This window comes from Flavobacterium gelidicaeli (assembly GCF_013294005.1).
Lineage (GTDB): Bacteria > Bacteroidota > Bacteroidia > Flavobacteriales > Flavobacteriaceae > Flavobacterium.
Genome location: NZ_JABSNK010000004.1, coordinates 338,915 through 355,617, shown reverse-complemented (window position 1 = coordinate 355,617; position 16,703 = coordinate 338,915). Strand labels below are relative to the sequence as shown.

Genomic DNA, 16,703 nt, shown 5'->3' with positions numbered 1-16,703 from the left:
AACAAAACGATATGAAAATTCTCTTAACAGGCGCAACGGGTTACATCGGGAAAAGGCTTTTACCTATTTTAATAGCACAAGGTCACGATATAGTTTGTTGCGTGAGAGATATCAATCGTTTTTTTGTTCCAGTACAATATAAGGATAAGATCACCGTAGTGGAGGTCGACTTTTTAAAAAAAGAAACACTAAGCACCATACCTGTTGATATAGACGCTGTTTACTATCTTATACATTCTATGTCTAGCTCAGCTGATAACTATGATCAATTAGAAAAAACTTCGGCAGAAAATTTTGTCTCAAGAATCAACCAGACAAAAGCACAACAAGTTATTTACCTCAGCGGAATAATAAATGACAACTCACTTTCAAAACATTTATCCTCAAGAAAAAAAGTCGAAGAAATTTTGACCACAGGAACGTATGCAATGACTACGTTACGAGCAGGAATAATTGTAGGTTCAGGTAGTGCTTCTTTTGAAATTATTAGGGACTTGATCAACAAGTTGCCTATAATGATTACCCCAAAATGGCTCAACACAAGGTGCCAACCTATTGCCATTAGCGATGTTCTGGAATTTTTATCAAAATCTTTATTGAATCCCTCAACTTATAACCAGAGTTTTGATATTGGTGGGCCAGATATTCTAACCTATAAGGAAATGTTATTGGCTTTCGCCAAAGCTAAAAAATTAAAACGTTGGATTTTTACGGTTCCCGTAATGACGCCTAAACTCTCCTCCTACTGGCTTTACTTTGTTACCTCAACTTCATACAAGCTAGCCTCGGCTTTAGTGAGTAGCATGAAGGTAGAAGTAGTTTGCAATGACACCCGAATTAATGATTTACTCCATGTAAAACCAATGCCTTATGAAGAGGCATTATCAAAAGCATTGATCAAAATTGAAGCCAATAATGTGGTATCAAGCTGGAAAGACTCCTTAGTTAGCGGACGCTTTAAAACCAACATCTCTACTTATCTTAATGTACCTGAAAAAGATTGTTTTTTTGACCGTAGACATAAAGAAATCATTGACAAGAACTATACTATCAACCAAATTTGGTCCATAGGTGGTGAAACCGGATGGTATTATGGTGATTGGTTGTGGGATTTACGCGGTTTCATTGATAAATTATATGGAGGCGTAGGTTCCCGAAGAGGTCGAACAAACAAGCATGAAATTCATGCTGGCGATGCCTTAGATTTCTGGCGCGTTTTATATGCCAATAAAGAAGAGGGTAAGCTGATTCTCTTTGCCGAAATGAAACTCCCTGGAGAGGCATGGCTTGAGTTCAAAATAATAGGAAACACATTGTATCAATCAGCTACTTTCAAGCCCCGCGGTATTTGGGGAAAATTATATTGGTATGCTGTTTTACCATTCCACGGATTTATATTTGAGGGAATGTTAAAGAAATTGATCAAATAGTTCTTTTTCAAGGAGCTTAATCCAGCTATCCGCTATATCTTTTACTTTTTTAAATAAAAAAGAAAAGGATGCTGCTACTATCTGGGCTATGAGTTTATGGTTCGCAAGATATCTAGTCTTATATTTATATATCGTTTCAGAAAAAGAAAACAAAGCCATCAAGTTTATAATATCCGCATGAAGCATATTTTGTCACTAGTTAGTAATAGAAAAAAGCGAAATCAAAATAGTAAATCAATAAGTAATTATACCCCCATTCAGTATGCACTATTGACTTTTCTTCATGCCTTATTATTACAAACATCAACTCAAAGACCAATTAAACTATAAAGAAATTAAGAGACATTCAACATGCATTCCACCTTTTCTAAATGCTTCAATAATTAACAAGATTACCAGCAAAAACAATAAAACCATTAAAAAACAAGAATATTAAGCTTTTAATCTTAACTTTTCTTACTCTTTAATGGTTTGTTCCTTTAAAAATTATTGGATTTTTATATTTCTATTTTAAGATTCCTGCTTTATAGGTGCTAATAGCTCGGTCACGGGCCATAGCATGTTCTACCATAGGTTGACCATAACCCAAATCAAATTCTGCGATCCATTGACGAATATACACACCCTTTCCATCAAATTTTTTCAATTGAATTTCGGGATTAAACACTCTAAAATAGGGCGCCGCATCACAACCGGTACCTGCAGCCCACTGCCAGTTCCCCACGTTTGCAGACAGATCATAATCCAATAATTTTTCAGCAAAGTAAGCCTCTCCCCATTGCCACTGAATTAAAAGATGTTTGCATAGAAAACTTGCAACAACCATGCGCACTCTATTGTGCATGTATCCCGTTTCATTTAATTGTCGCATTCCAGCATCCACCATAGGATAACCAGTCTCACCCTTACACCACTTTTTAAATTCTTCTTCGTTATTGCGCCATTCTATTCCATCGTAAGCCGACTTAAAGTTATTAGTCATCACTTTAGGGAAATTAAAGAGAATTTGCATAAAAAATTCCCTCCATATCAATTCACTTAAAAAAACAGCGTTCTTTTTATTGGCCCAAGTAACTAATTTACGTGTGCTAACAGTTCCAAAACGCAAATGAGGAGAAAGATAAGACGTACTATCTAAAGCTGGAAAATCTCTTGTTTCATCGTAATTTGAGATTTTAGTTAAATTATGCGGTTTAACTTGTATCGTACTCTCTGTAAATCCGATTGCTTCAAGAGTGGGAAATTCAAAATTAGATGGATAGAAGTTAGAAAATTGCTTCTCTTCACTGTAATCAGGAAAAGTCCCTATTTGCTTGAATTTATCTAGCCATTTGTTTTTAAAAGGAGTATAAATGGTATAAGGTAAACCATCTGCTTTTGTGATTTCGAGTTCTTCAAATATAACTTGATCCTTGAAGGCACTAACCGCAACATTATTTTTCAAAGCAAAATCAGCAATTGCTAGGTCTCTCTTTATAGCATAGGGCTCGTAATCTTTATTAAAGAATATAGATTGAATATCATACGCTTCAAAGAGCGCTTTCCAGACTGCTAACGTCTCACCATTTTTGACTAAAAGAGCACTATTAAACGCATTTAAATCAGCGTTAATCTTTTCTAGCGTTTGATGTATAAAAGTAACACGAGCGTCATTTTTAGCTAAGCTTTCTAAAATTGCGGTATCAAATATAAACAATGGAATCACTGGATACTCACTCTCCAATGCATGAAAAAGCCCCACGTTATCTTCTAATCGCAAATCACGACGAAACCAAAAAAAAACAACTTTTTGTTTACTCATAATTATTTCCCGTTAAAAAGTTTGTCAACCATTTTTTCTCTGTGAGCGAATATTTCGTTTAACTTCCCTTCTACTACTAAACTATTCATAATACGTCCTAAAAAACCTAATGGTAAGCCATAGTGCACCACGTCTGTCATTTTAACGCCTTGTGGAGTAGCCTCAAAAAAATGCTTGTGGTGCCAGAAAGCGTAGGGTCCAAAACGTTGTTCATCTATAAAATGAGCTTTGTCTTTTACTTGAGTAATCTCTGTTACCCACGATATTTTAACTCCTGCCAATGGCGAGACTTTGTATTGGATTATTTGTCCTGCATACATGTCTTTTCCATCAAAATCAGTGATTTGGAAACCCATATCACCCGGAGTAATTTTTTGTAGATTTTTTGGACTAGAGAAAAAAGCCCAACATTCTTCTAGGCTAGCATTTACATACTGCACTGATTCTTTTTTATAAAGTTTCATGGTATTGTTCTTTAAAAATGAGATTTTCTCGCAGAATTTACTGCGTGAGGGATTGCAGGCGGTATCCTCGTAGTCCCTTTTATTTAGGGACGTAGAGATAAAGCCGTAAAGCCCGACTCTTCTCGATTTTTATCGAGAAGAGTCACGCCCTAATACTGTTATATCTTATAGTATTTAAAAGGTACAAATAACATCCCGAAACACTCTCCGTGTTCCTTACCTAAATGCTTGTGGTGCACTTTGTGGGCCTTTCTAAGACCTACTAAGTATTTGTTTTTTGTGTTTTTGAACCATTTAAAACGCTGATGAATCAAAACATCGTGGATCATGAAATAACATACACCATAAGCGGTGATTCCCAATCCTATGAAGAACAAATAATTCATTCCGCCTTGTACACCATAGTAAAAGAGCACCATGCTAGGAATCGCAAAAATGACAAAGAAAATATCATTTCGCTCAAAAGGGTGTGCGTATTTAGGTTGGTGATGGTCTTCATGAAAATACCACATTAAACCGTGCATAATATATTTGTGAGTAAGCCAACTTACACATTCCATAACTAAGAAAACGCTGATGAAAATTAAAAAAGAGATCATTGAATTTTATTTAATATTTTTAATCCGTTATTGTGGTTTTGATTACTGTACTAACCTCAATTTGTACGTTACAAATGATTGAGCAAGTAATCCGGCTTTGGTATAGTTAGATACTCTAATTCTAGCATTCCCTATCTCGTGACAAGGCGTTTTTGCTAATTTTTTTAATAATTTCTTGTAATAAACATAAGCAGTATAGACCCCAAATTTTGCTTCTATTGGTAATTTTTTAATCCCTTCATAGGCAACTTTAAAGTCTTCTTCAATTTCGGCAATAATTTGCGCTTTTGCTTTTTCATCGAAAGAATTTAAATCTACTCCAGGAAAATAATTTCTATTTAAAACAAGATTATCATCTTTTAAATCTCTTAAGAAATTCACTTTTTGGAAAGCAGAACCCAATCGCATCGCTTCTCCTTTTAACTGTTCGTATCGGGCATTATCTCCCTTAACAAATACTTTCAAACACATTAGACCTACTACATCTGCAGAACCATAAATATAGTCGTCATATTCCTCTTTACTGTTATAGTCAGACTTAACTAAATCTAATTTCATACTTTTTAAAAAAGCTTGAATAAGATCATCAGTGATATTATTTTGCTTAACCGTAAATTGAAAAGAGTTCAAAATAGGATTCAAACTAATACCTGATTTATAGGCTTTATAATATTCTTTCTCGAAATCATTTATTAACTCTTCTTTATCATATCCGTGAAAAGTATCTACAATCTCATCAGCAAAACGAACGAAGCCGTAAATACTGTATATAGCGTCTCTAATGCTTGGTGAAAGCATGTACACTGCAGAAGAAAAAGACGTACTGTAGTTTTTTGTTACTAATTTACTACACTTAAAAGATACATCGTCAAATAATTGCTTCATAATTATTGTTCTAAGATTGCTTATTTATTAAATCTGAAACTAATTTACCAGATATTAAAGCCGGAGGAACACCTGGTCCTGGCACGGTTAATTGTCCTGTAAAAAATAAATTTTCTACTTTTTTACTTTTAAGTTTTGGCCTTAAAAAAGCCGTTTGAAAAAGTGTGTTTGCCATTCCGTAGGCATTTCCTTTATAAGAATTGTATTCTGTAACGAAATCATTCTTGCAAAAGGAACGTTTAAATATAATATTTTTTCTAACACTTTGCTGTGTTAAATTTTCAAAACGAGAGATTATTTTATCAAAGTACTCTTCTCTTAATGCTTCTGTATCAGTAATTCCTGGTGCTAATGGCACTAAGAAAAAACCTGATTCCATTCCCTCGGGTGCGGCAGTTTTATCTGTTAACGATGGGAAATTTGCATAAAATAATGGTTCTTTTGGCCATCTAGGTTCGTCATAAATATCCTTAGCATGTTGCTGAAAATCAACATCAAAAAACAATGCATGATGCGATATGTTTTCCACTTTTTTATCAAAACCTACATAAAACAACAGTGAAGATGGTGCAAACACCCTACTTTCCCAATATTTTTCAGAGTATGCTCTGTGTTCTTCATCTAATAAAGTTTCTGTGTGGTGATAATCAGCACCGCTCAATACAATATCCGAATCAATTCTTTTTCCGTTTACAACAACTGCTTTTGCTGTTTTATTTTCGACAATAATTTTATCAATACTAGCATTAACTTGGAATTTTACTCCCAACTCTCTTGCAAGACTTTCCATAGCTCTAACAACATCAAACATTCCCGTTTTAGGATGCCAAGTTCCTAGTCCAAAATCAGCGTAATTCATAAAACTATAAAACGAAGGCGTATCAGAAGGCTTCGCTCCTAAGAATAAAACTGGGAATTCTAAAATTTGAATTAACTGCTCATTCTTAAACTTCTTGCGAATGTCTTTACTAATATTACTAAAAAACTGCCCTACCTTTTTAGCAGTCTCCACCGTTACTAACTCTAGCGGGGAAACTCCTGGACGATATACTAAATCTTTAATAGCGATATTATAATTGCTTTGCGCTTCCATCATGAAATCGTGCAATATCTTACCGCTGCCTTTTTCAATTTTTTCAAACGTAGCTTCGATTTCTGGTAAATTATCAGCGATGGCAATAAAATCGTCAACACCATAATATACGCGATACGCTGGAGAAAGTTTTACCAATTCGTAATAATCGCTAGTTTTTTTTCCAAAATCAGCAAAAAAACGATCAAACACATCTGGCATCCAGTACCAACTTGGCCCCATGTCAAAAGTAAATCCATCACTTTTTAATTGTCTAGCGCGACCACCTATTGAATCGTTCTTTTCGAAAACGGAAACATCATGTCCGCTTTTCGCTAAATAAGATGCTGCAGCTAAAGCTGAGAATCCAGAACCTATAATTGTAATTTTCTTTTTCATTTGTTTAGCAAATATACAAAATGTTTAAACAAAACTATTAAAGTTCGTCTACTAATTCTGAAATTGAATTAAAAACATTGATTTGGTTGTTCCTATTTTCCTTAGTAATAAACTCTACCATTCGTCCTATGAACCATAAACTGGTATTCTCATCTACAAGCTGGTCCGTCATTTGATCTACAAATTCATCTACAGCATTACGGTCTGGTTGCACTGTTAAATAAGAAACGAAAACTATAGTAGGAAAATGTTTCTTAAGATCTTTTAAGTTCTCAATAGGCATGCTCTCTCCAAGATAAATTGCTTTATACCCTTTTAAAAGAATTTCGTAATTAATATACATCAATCCTAGTTCATGAATTTCATTCATAGGAAGTGAAAGCACAAAAACTTTGTGCGTTTTAGTAGCCGGTTGCGTTTGCAGTCCTTCAATATTCAAAACTAGTTTTTGCTTGATTAGGTAGCTCATAAAATGTTCGTGAGCTGGAGAAATAGTATCCGTTTGCCACAAAACACCCAATTCATTCATTAAAGGAATAAATACTTGATGAAAGACTTCTTTAAAAGATTTTTCGGCTATAAGCCAATTGTAAGTATTAAAAAACAACTCTTGATCAAAATTCATCATCGCCATTTTAAAAGCACTGATCGCATGATTTTTAGCATTTTTAGAAGAAGTAATTTCTCTAACAAGTGCAGGGATTTCTTCTTCTGCGTAAGCGGCAATTTTAGAAATTTTATAACCATACTCATGAAGCAGAGTAATGTTTAAAAGCTTTTGGAGACTAGCTAAATCATACAACCGAATATTAGTGTCCGTACGCATAGGCTCTAAGACATTGTATCTTTTTTCCCAGATGCGTATGGTATGTGCTTTTATTCCAGAAAGATTTTCAAGATCCTTAATGCTAAAAACATTTTTTATATTGTTCATCGTTTTTTAATATTTGATAAACAAATGTAAAATAAATTATGCTATAAAACCCTAAATTTGTTAAAAATAATTTAATTAAGCCAATACAACCCTTTGAAATTCATTTAATTTATCCAGGTTAAGTATCGTTTTAGAGTTATCTTGATTTCGAGCATACATAGGGATAAACTTAGCTCCATAGACCACTTCTTCAAAAGTATAGGAAGATCTTGTAGCAACAGTAGTACTAAACATATCGTCAAATGTTTTTATAAAAACTAAAACCTCTCCATGTATGTCTTTGTAGTCATTTTCAGCAAATTGAAATAATGGACTATCTTCTGTTATAGGATGAACCAATGTCCAACTCAATGTTAATGCTGAAATTTTCTCTAATTCTAAATCCAATTGATAGAACTTATTGGCCAGGATTCCGTTTTCCATAATACTCATTCCTAGTGTCATTTGTGCTTCAGCATCAGTAAAATTAGTATTCTTAAATGGGGAAATACGAATCATTAATGCCGTTCCCTCTCCATATGGAGCAATAAGAGCATTATGAGAAAACTTCAAGAAAGCAGTTGGTTTACTAAAGCGTCCAAAAAATAATCCTGTAGCAATAGCAAAACTCAGTAACCCCATTAGTGCTTCGGCAGCTGATAAGGCACTTGTTAAGAACCCCGTTGGACTTATATGACCGTAACCTACGGTTGTAAAAGTTTGCGCACTAAAAAAATATGCTTGCCCAAATTTTATTATTTCACTGTCTGTATTGGTTATTCCGTCAAGATGCTCAATTCCTATTCCGTAATAAACAGAAGCAAAAATAAAATTGATACCTATATAAAATGACAAGATAATGAACATAAATTTCCAGGTATTCATCTCGATCATGGTATGGTACCAGCTGATGCGATTAAAAACATGCATGCCAACTTTTTCTACATTTGCTTTTCCGTTTTTGTTAATGAAACGCCCACCATAACTATTGGAGTTGGTTCCAAAACCAGAATTCTTATCTGCTTTCGCCTTTTGATTTACTCTATCTAACAATGCCATTTTTTATACTTCTAGACGGTAAAATTAGGTAAAATGATTTTAAAACGAGTGTTCTTTAATTTTGATAAAAACAACAATCTTTATTTAATGTTTTTGCAAATAGAAAAAAAATTAAACAAACGCATTGTTTGAGTCTAAAAAAACAGCTTTAGACAATTCAAAATCTATATGCCACTTTAATAAATATGGTTATATTTGAACGTAAAATTAAACTATTACCCATGCCAGAAAAAAAAATCATTGAAGACCATCCTTATATAAGTTATAGTAAACCCATTCTTTCAGACCAAGAAATGCTGGATCGTTCACAATTATTTTACAAGAAAATGGATAGCCGACGCTCGGTTAGAGAGTTTGCTGATCGCCCTATTGCACGCGAAGTAATTGAAAACATCCTAAAAACAGCATCTACTGCACCATCTGGCGCGCACAAACAACCTTGGACTTTTTGTGTCGTCGAAAACCCCGAAATAAAAAAACAAATACGCATTGCAGCCGAAGAAGAAGAACTTGAAAGCTATGAGTCTAGAATGTCTAGCGATTGGCTTGATGATTTAAAACCATTAGGAACTGATTGGCGCAAGCCTTTCCTTGAAATCGCACCTTACCTCATCATTGTTTTTAGACGCATTTATGAGTTTGGTCCTGAAGGAAAAAAGAAAAACAATTATTACGTTCAAGAAAGCGTGGGTCTAGCGAGTGGTTTTTTACTTGCCGCAATTCATAACGCAGGTTTGGTTTCCTTAACGCACACTCCCAGCCCTATGAATTTTATTAGTAAAATTCTAAATCGCCCTGAAAATGAAAAACCCTTTTTACTAATTCCCGTTGGCTATCCAGCAGAAGAATGTTGGGTGCCGGATTTAGGTCGTAAAGAACTTGATGAGATTGCTGTTTTCTATTAACAAACGCAGCACAAATTAAGTACTAAGTTTAATAAATTATAAACTATCCATTAAATCAGGTAACTTTTTAAGGAAAAGAATTGTTTTATTAGCAACTTATTAAAAAGAAATTTTCATTTAAATAATCATAAACAAAAGAATAAATATATGGCTTCAGGATTTTTTGCCCTACTAGATGATATTGCAGCACTTATGGATGATGTTGCGTTACTAAGTAAAGTTGCTACAAAAAAAACCGCTGGAATATTAGGCGATGATTTGGCTGTTAATGCTGAGAAAGCTTCGGGATTTGTATCCTCAAGAGAAATTCCCGTTTTATGGGCAATCACTAAAGGCTCTTTACTAAATAAATTAATTATATTGCCTTTTGCCTTTTTATTGAGTGCATTTGTGCCCGCCGCAATTTCAATAACATTGATTTTAGGTGCAGTGTATCTTTCCTACGAAGGGATAGAAAAAATATTCGAATACTTTTTTCCGCACCATCACGCCGAAAAAATAATCGAAACAGTTACATTATCAGAAGAAGAAATATTATTACTTGAAAAAAGCAAAATCAAATCAGCTATTATAACTGATTTTATTTTATCTGTCGAAATTGTAATTATAGCGCTAGGAACAGTTGAAGGTGAATCTATATTAAATCGAATTTTAGTAGTTACTTTTATTGCCATTCTAGCAACTGTAGGAGTTTACGGCATTGTAGCTTTGATTGTTCGTATGGACGATTTAGGGTGGTTGCTTAAAAAACGAACTACTAAAATTGCACAATTTATAGGTGACCTTTTAATTAAAGCATTGCCCAAAGTGATTAAAATTTTAGGGTTTGTAGGAACAATTGCTTTGTTACTAGTCGCTGGTGGCATCTTTGCTCATAAAATTGAAGCTTCACATGGTCTTTTAGTAAAGCTACCTGATATGGCAAGAGAATTTCTATTTGGACTAGTAGGTGGTGTTTTTGCCTTTGCAGTTGTTACGTTATTCAAGAAAATATTTAAAAAAGAAGCAGCGTTATAAGCTTCTTTCAATCAATAAAAAAATGATTTCTGTCCAAAAAATAGATGTAAAATGACCTCATATTGGCTGTGTGTTTCGATCCCAAAATAACGAAAAAGCAAAAGTGCAATTAATACAAATGGCAGTTGAAAGAAATCAATAAGGAGTTGGAAAACTTTTAGTAACCGATTTGATTTCTTTTTGAAAAAAAATATTACACAAATTATATGCCGTGCGAGAGACAATGCTGTTCTCTTTTACCTTGGCCTGAGTTTTACTATTTATGACAACCCTTTTACAAAAGGGGAATACAAAACTTTCATATTTAAATAAATTTATAAAATTAAATACATGACGATTGAAAACACCTCTTATGCTGAAACTTCTATGCTAATCAGAAAACCAATAGCAACGGTTTTTCAAGCGTTCATCAACCCTGAAATAACTACGCAGTTTTGGTTTACGAAAGCATCTGGAAAATTAGAACAAGGAAAATCAATTGATTGGATTTGGGAAATGTACGACAACCATAAGATCACTGTTAAAATATTAGAAATAAAATCTAATGAAACGATTTTGATTCAATGGGGAGCAGATGAAAAAGCAATTGTAGAATGGGAATTTAATGATTTAGGCGAAAATAAAACTTTTGTAACAATTACCTTCAATGGTATCCAAGGGGAAATAGATGAAATATGTTCCCAAATTAGAGATACTACAGAAGCTTTTACTTTAGTTCTAGCAGGTTTAAAAGCATATTTAGAACATAATGTAATTTTGAATTTAGTAGCGGATCGTTTTCCTATAGAATTAATAATGGAATAGAAAATCATAGTAAATACTCTCTATAATAAAGCCCCATCAAGGGGCTTTTCTATTTTTTAAAATTAATACAAAATAGATTCATTATTCTTTTTTACTCCAGACAACTTTTTCTTATAATACTTTTGATACATGGGTTTTTCAAGCATTTTGTCCACACGGTACAATTGCCACATTAATTTTCCCTGGACGCCATCCCAATCTTTAATTTGCTGATAAGGAAATACTGATTGCGGCTTATTAACGTATTGAACAAGATAATCTATCGCTTTCAAAATACCTCTTCCATCTTGAGATTGCTTGTGAATCAAATCAATATCTAATATTTTTGCCATTTGCGCCATATCCAGAAAATGAGTTAGATTAAAAGTAGCATATCCCAATCCAGTTGTTCTAGCTAATTCTAGCGGTTGTGAACCATCCGCTTCTATTTGTTTAAAAAGTCGGTTCTCAGCAAACTCATTTACTATTTTTTTAGCTAAATCCTGATCACCAATAAAAATGGCATAACGCGCTAATTGCACATCAAAAGCAGTTCCGTGATTGTTTTTTGCTGTTCTTTCTTCGGCAGCTACAGTAGCTGTTTGCAACCAATTCACATACGTTTTAAACCAATTCTTTATAACAATCTGATCTTCATTTGTAAACGTTTTGGATTTCTTCAGTATTTCAACGGCGTCTAACATTTCAAAAAAAGAATAGGTATCAAGTATTCCTTCTCCTCTACCCATACCGTTATTAACTCCTGGAATTGTTTGTCCGTAATTCATATTCGGATTCATTTTTGTCCCCTGATTGATAAACCAAATTCTTAAATTTTCAACCGCTTTTTGTGCATACTTCTCGTCAGAAGTTAAGTAATACGCTAAAGAAAGTGATTCAATACTCTTAGCAAAATTACTCAATGGATAGCGATCTAACTTTTCGATCTCAGGATTAGACTGACCATCATTTCTAATATAAGGCAAGCCATCCGTTTTTGTAGTATCTGGCCACCAATAACGTCCCATACTCATATAATCATGTTTGTCTCCACTGGAGGGTGTCATCTCTTTATCAATAACAGTTGTTATCGTTTGAGCCAACTTTTTATCGGCGTCTTTTAATATCAATTGAACTTCCTTAGTATTATTAGCTTTGGCTTTGGCCAAACTTTCCATATTCCATACACAAATTTGAGCCTGCGCATTGCTTATCATAAACAGGGGGAACAGTAGCATTATCATTACTTTTTTCATGAATTATAAAATTTAAAATTACTATTGCTGGTCATAAGCGACAAATCAAGTGGTCAACCAATTTATATTTTCAAAAGTAACCGATTAAGACCTAAAATAAAAAACACTTTTCAAAAATAATTCCCATACCACAAAGGCAATCAACTCTCTAAAATAGAAAAAGCCCCAATTAAGGAGCTTTTAGTTATAAATATATATTGTAGCTTATTTACTCAAGTACATTTTTCTTCTAGAATATAATTCGTAGAACTGATCATCTTTTAAATCATCAATGAACAAAATACTCTCTCCTGTAGATTTCATCTCTGGCCCTAATGCCTTGTTCACATTATGGAACTTACTAAAAGAGAAAACAGGTTGCTTGATTGCATATCCTTTCAATTGTGGGTTAAAAGTAAAGTCTGTTACTTTATTGTGTCCTAGCATAACTTTAGTCGCATAGTTCACATAAGGTTCGCCATATGCTTTTGCAATAAACGGTACAGTACGAGAAGCTCTAGGATTAGCTTCAATAATGTAAACAATATCGTCTTTTATAGCGAACTGAATGTTGATTAAACCTACGGTTCTTAAACCTAATGCTATTTTCTTAGTATGATCTTTTATTTGTTGCATTACAAACTCCCCTAAATTAAAAGGTGGTAAAGTAGCGTTACTATCTCCAGAGTGCACTCCGCAAGGTTCGATGTGCTCCATAATTCCTATGATGTACACATTTTCTCCATCACAAATTGCATCGGCTTCAGCCTCAATCGCTCCGTCTAGATAATGATCTAAAAGTAATTTATTCCCTGGAATTGTTTTTAATAAATTCACCACGTGCTCTTCAAGCTCTTGCTTGTTGATTACAATTTTCATTCCTTGACCACCCAACACATAAGAAGGACGAATCAATAATGGAAAATCTAATGTATCAGCAAGTGCAGCAGCTTCGTCAGCAGTTTCAGCAATTCCAAACTGTGGGAAAGGAATATCTAATTCAGTCAATAAATCAGAAAAACGTCCTCTATCCTCGGCTAAATCCAAAGCATCAAAACTAGTTCCTATTATTTTGATTCCGTATTTAGATAATTTTTCTGCCAATTTCAAAGCGGTTTGCCCACCTAATTGCACAATTACCCCTTCTGGTTTTTCATGCTGGATAATATCGTAGATATGCTCCCAGAAAACAGGTTCAAAATACAATTTATCGGCTGTATCAAAATCTGTTGAAACTGTCTCAGGATTACAGTTGATCATGATGGTTTCATAACCACACTCTTTTGCAGCTAGCACACCATGTACACAAGAATAATCAAACTCTATACCTTGTCCAATTCTATTTGGCCCTGAGCCTAAAACTATAATTTTCTTTTTATCAGTAACAACACTTTCATTATCTACATAACGAGTACCGTCAGCTTTTTCAATTTCAGCTTCAAATGTCGAGTAATAATAAGGTGTCTTAGCTTTAAACTCCGCCGCACAAGTGTCTACTAATTTGAATACGCGATTGACATTTAAATCCATACGTTTTGTATGTACGGCGCTTTCAAGACATCCCATCATGTGTGCAATTTGTCTATCGGCAAAACCTTTTTGTTTCGCTTCAAGCAAAAGCTCTTTTGGTAAGCTATCTACTTTAAAATTCGAAATCTCTTTCTCTAAAGTATATAATTCTTCATATTGTTTCAAGAACCACATGTCGATTTTTGTGATTTCGTGAATACGACTCAACGGAATTCCCATTGCGATGGCATCATAAATTACAAAAACACGATCCCAACTTGCATAAGTCAGTTTCTCTATAATTTGTTCGTAGTTTGTATAGCCTTTTCCGTCAGCACCTAAACCGTTTCTTTTTATTTCTAATGATTGCGTTGCTTTGTGCAATGCTTCTTGAAACGAGCGTCCAATTCCCATCACCTCTCCTACCGATTTCATTTGAAGTCCTAAAGTTCTGTCAGCACCTTCAAATTTATCAAAGTTCCAGCGAGGAATTTTCACAATAACATAATCTAATGTCGGTTCAAATAAAGCTGAAGTAGACTTTGTAATTTGGTTTTGTAATTCATCAAGATTGTATCCTAAAGCCAGTTTTGTTGCAATCTTAGCAATTGGGTAACCTGTTGCTTTTGAAGCCAATGCTGAGGAACGAGACACACGAGGATTAATTTCGATAGCTACGATATCTTCTTTTTCGTCAGGCGAAACTGCGAATTGTACATTACAACCTCCAGCAAAATTACCAATACTACGCATCATTAGAATGGCATAATCACGCATTCTTTGAAAAGTAGAATCAGATAAGGTCATTGCTGGTGCTACCGTAATTGAATCTCCAGTATGAATTCCCATTGGATCCATATTTTCGATCGAACAAATGATGACAACATTATCATTTTTATCTCTTAATAATTCTAATTCATATTCTTTCCAACCCATTAAAGCCTTGTCAATTAAGACTTCGTGAATAGGAGAAGCTTCTAAACCTCTTGTTAGCAGTTCATCAAAATCTTCCTTTTTATATACAATAGCTGCTCCGGTTCCTCCAAGAGTAAACGAAGGGCGAATCACTAATGGAAAGCCATATTCTTGTGCAATTTCTTTTCCTCTTAAGTAAGAAGTACATATCTCAGCAGGTGCAGAGGGTACATTTATTTTTTTAAGCAATTGCTTGAACTGCTCTCTATCTTCGGTGATATTGATTGCATTTACATCAACACCTATTAATTTTACATTAAAATCAGCCCAAATTCCTTTCTCTTCGGCTTCTAAACACAAGTTAAGCGCTGTTTGCCCACCCATTGTAGGTAGCACTGCGTCAATTTGCGGATGTGCTTTTAAGATTTCAATTATTGATTTTGTAGTTAACGGTTTCAAATAAACATGATCGGCCATTGTAGGATCGGTCATGATCGTTGCCGGATTAGAATTTATCAAAATAACTTCTATTCCTTCCTCACGAATGGAACGTGCCGATTGTGAACCTGCATAATCAAATTCACAAGCTTGACCAATAACAATAGGGCCTGAACCTATTATTAAAACTGATTTTATGGATGTATCTTTTGGCATTTTATTATAATTATGAGTTGTTGTTGTAGTAGTTTTTGTTTCAATCTGTGTAATTATAAATCAGCTAAATAGCTTTTTTATTTGTTACAAAAATCAGGATATGCTTCTAAAAAAAATAATAATTTAACGACAAGGTATAAAAAAAGGCGATACTAAAAAAAGTAACGCCTTATTTATGTTTATACAAACATTATTTTTTGTGTCTTGGGTCACAAGAAACAGTCAATTTATGTCTTCCTTTAGCTCTTCTTCTAGCAAGAACTTTTCTTCCATTCGCAGAAGCCATTCTGTCCATAAATCCGTGCTTATTTCTTCTTTTTCTTTTCGATGGTTGAAATGTTCTTTTGCTCATTGCTTTGTATCTTTAAATCTTAGTTATTTGTCTTCTTCCGATTTGAATAATTGTTATTCTAAAACCGAGTGCAAATATACAAAGACTTTTTTTTCTTGCAAGTAGTTTTATAAAAATATTTTTAATTCCTTTTACTATCTTTGCAATCTTAAATATATACACACTATGTTTCACAAGAATATCAAACTAATTATCGCTGGACTTATAACAATTACTGGCATTTGGCAATTTACTGAAGGCAATATAGGAAACGGAATTTTCCTTTTACTGTTAACTGCAATCCCAATTTTTCTTTACTTTAAGAATGAATTTATCCTTTTAGCCTTTCTAAAATTAAGAAAACAAGATTTTCCAGGCGCTCAAAAATGGTTGTCTTACATCAAAAATCCAGAAACTGCTTTAATTCAAAAACAACAAGGATACTTTAACTACCTTCAAGGGATCATGGTTTCTCAAACAAATATCAACCAAGCAGAGAAATATTTCAAAAAAGCAATCGAATTAGGTTTATCAATGGATATGGATTTGGCTGTAGCCAAATTAAACCTTGCTGGAGTTGCTATGTCACGCAGAAGAAAGCTAGAAGCAACTACTTTATTGAACGAAGCAAAACGTTTAGACAAACAAGGAATGCTAAAAGAGCAAATCACAATGATGAAAGATCAAATGAAAAAAATATAATTGCATTTTTTAGATACCAAAAAAACATCC

At 33.8% G+C, this 16,703-nt stretch carries 15 protein-coding genes; 5 read left to right on the top strand and 10 right to left on the bottom strand.

The features are described from left to right. Positions 1 to 11: 11 nt before the first annotated feature. Positions 12 to 1,430, top strand: coding sequence for an SDR family oxidoreductase (locus HNP99_RS08325; RefSeq protein ID WP_173852908.1), 1,419 nt, complete (start codon positions 12 to 14; stop codon positions 1,428 to 1,430). 505 nt (positions 1,431 to 1,935) lie between these two features. On the opposite strand, the gene HNP99_RS08320 is transcribed toward HNP99_RS08325, so the two are convergent. The 7 genes from HNP99_RS08320 to HNP99_RS08290 form a co-directional block, all read right to left on the bottom strand. Beyond that, complete coding sequence (locus HNP99_RS08320; protein ID WP_173852907.1) at positions 1,936 to 3,231, bottom strand: cryptochrome/photolyase family protein; 1,296 nt, start codon at positions 3,229 to 3,231, stop codon at positions 1,936 to 1,938. A 2-nt stretch (positions 3,232 to 3,233) separates the two neighbouring features. Continuing rightward, positions 3,234 to 3,695: an SRPBCC family protein gene (locus HNP99_RS08315; RefSeq protein WP_173852906.1), complete on the bottom strand. Its 462-nt coding sequence runs from the start codon at positions 3,693 to 3,695 to the stop codon at positions 3,234 to 3,236. 158 nt (positions 3,696 to 3,853) lie between these two features. Next, entirely contained in the window at positions 3,854 to 4,294 is a 441-nt protein-coding gene (locus HNP99_RS08310) for a sterol desaturase family protein (protein WP_173852905.1), read from the bottom strand. Between the two features lie 42 nt (positions 4,295 to 4,336). After that, positions 4,337 to 5,179, bottom strand: coding sequence for a phytoene/squalene synthase family protein (locus HNP99_RS08305; protein WP_173836954.1), 843 nt, complete (start codon positions 5,177 to 5,179; stop codon positions 4,337 to 4,339). Between the two features lie 10 nt (positions 5,180 to 5,189). Next, positions 5,190 to 6,650, bottom strand: coding sequence for a phytoene desaturase family protein (locus tag HNP99_RS08300; protein WP_173836953.1), 1,461 nt, complete (start codon positions 6,648 to 6,650; stop codon positions 5,190 to 5,192). 37 nt (positions 6,651 to 6,687) lie between these two features. After that, positions 6,688 to 7,584 carry a MerR family transcriptional regulator gene (locus HNP99_RS08295; RefSeq protein ID WP_173852904.1) on the bottom strand — a complete coding sequence of 299 codons (897 nt, stop codon included), beginning with the start codon at positions 7,582 to 7,584 and terminating at the stop codon, positions 6,688 to 6,690. A 75-nt stretch (positions 7,585 to 7,659) separates the two neighbouring features. Further along, complete coding sequence (locus HNP99_RS08290; RefSeq protein ID WP_173852903.1) at positions 7,660 to 8,622, bottom strand: ion channel; 963 nt, start codon at positions 8,620 to 8,622, stop codon at positions 7,660 to 7,662. 221 nt (positions 8,623 to 8,843) lie between these two features. Here HNP99_RS08290 and HNP99_RS08285 point away from each other — a divergent pair, with 221 nt between their 5' ends. The 3 genes from HNP99_RS08285 (at position 8,844) to HNP99_RS08275 (ending at position 11,348) form a co-directional block, all read left to right on the top strand. Then, positions 8,844 to 9,527, top strand: a complete 684-nt coding sequence (locus tag HNP99_RS08285) for a nitroreductase family protein (RefSeq protein WP_173852902.1) — start codon at positions 8,844 to 8,846, stop codon at positions 9,525 to 9,527. 147 nt (positions 9,528 to 9,674) lie between these two features. Beyond that, a complete protein-coding gene (locus tag HNP99_RS08280) occupies positions 9,675 to 10,544 on the top strand; it encodes a DUF808 domain-containing protein (RefSeq protein ID WP_173852901.1) in 870 nt (289 codons plus the stop codon). A 330-nt stretch (positions 10,545 to 10,874) separates the two neighbouring features. Then, positions 10,875 to 11,348 carry an SRPBCC family protein gene (locus tag HNP99_RS08275; protein WP_173852900.1) on the top strand — a complete coding sequence of 158 codons (474 nt, stop codon included), beginning with the start codon at positions 10,875 to 10,877 and terminating at the stop codon, positions 11,346 to 11,348. 62 nt (positions 11,349 to 11,410) lie between these two features. On the opposite strand, the gene HNP99_RS08270 is transcribed toward HNP99_RS08275, so the two are convergent. From HNP99_RS08270 to rpmH, 3 genes are all read right to left on the bottom strand, one after another. Further along, the gene (locus HNP99_RS08270) at positions 11,411 to 12,583 is read right to left on the bottom strand and encodes an alginate lyase family protein (RefSeq protein ID WP_173852899.1); all 1,173 of its coding nucleotides are present in this window, start codon (positions 12,581 to 12,583) and stop codon (positions 11,411 to 11,413) included. Positions 12,584 to 12,787: 204 nt separating this feature from the next. Beyond that, complete coding sequence (carB, locus tag HNP99_RS08265) at positions 12,788 to 15,640, bottom strand: carbamoyl-phosphate synthase large subunit (protein ID WP_173852898.1); 2,853 nt, start codon at positions 15,638 to 15,640, stop codon at positions 12,788 to 12,790. A gap of 190 nt (positions 15,641 to 15,830) precedes the next feature. Beyond that, a complete protein-coding gene (rpmH, locus tag HNP99_RS08260) occupies positions 15,831 to 15,992 on the bottom strand; it encodes a 50S ribosomal protein L34 (protein ID WP_026706823.1) in 162 nt (53 codons plus the stop codon). Positions 15,993 to 16,157: 165 nt separating this feature from the next. On the opposite strand from rpmH, the gene HNP99_RS08255 reads away from it, so the two are divergent. Then, on the top strand, positions 16,158 to 16,673 hold the full coding sequence (locus tag HNP99_RS08255) for a DUF2892 domain-containing protein (protein WP_173852897.1): 516 nt from the start codon (positions 16,158 to 16,160) through the stop codon (positions 16,671 to 16,673). The last annotated feature ends 30 nt before the right edge of the window (positions 16,674 to 16,703 follow it).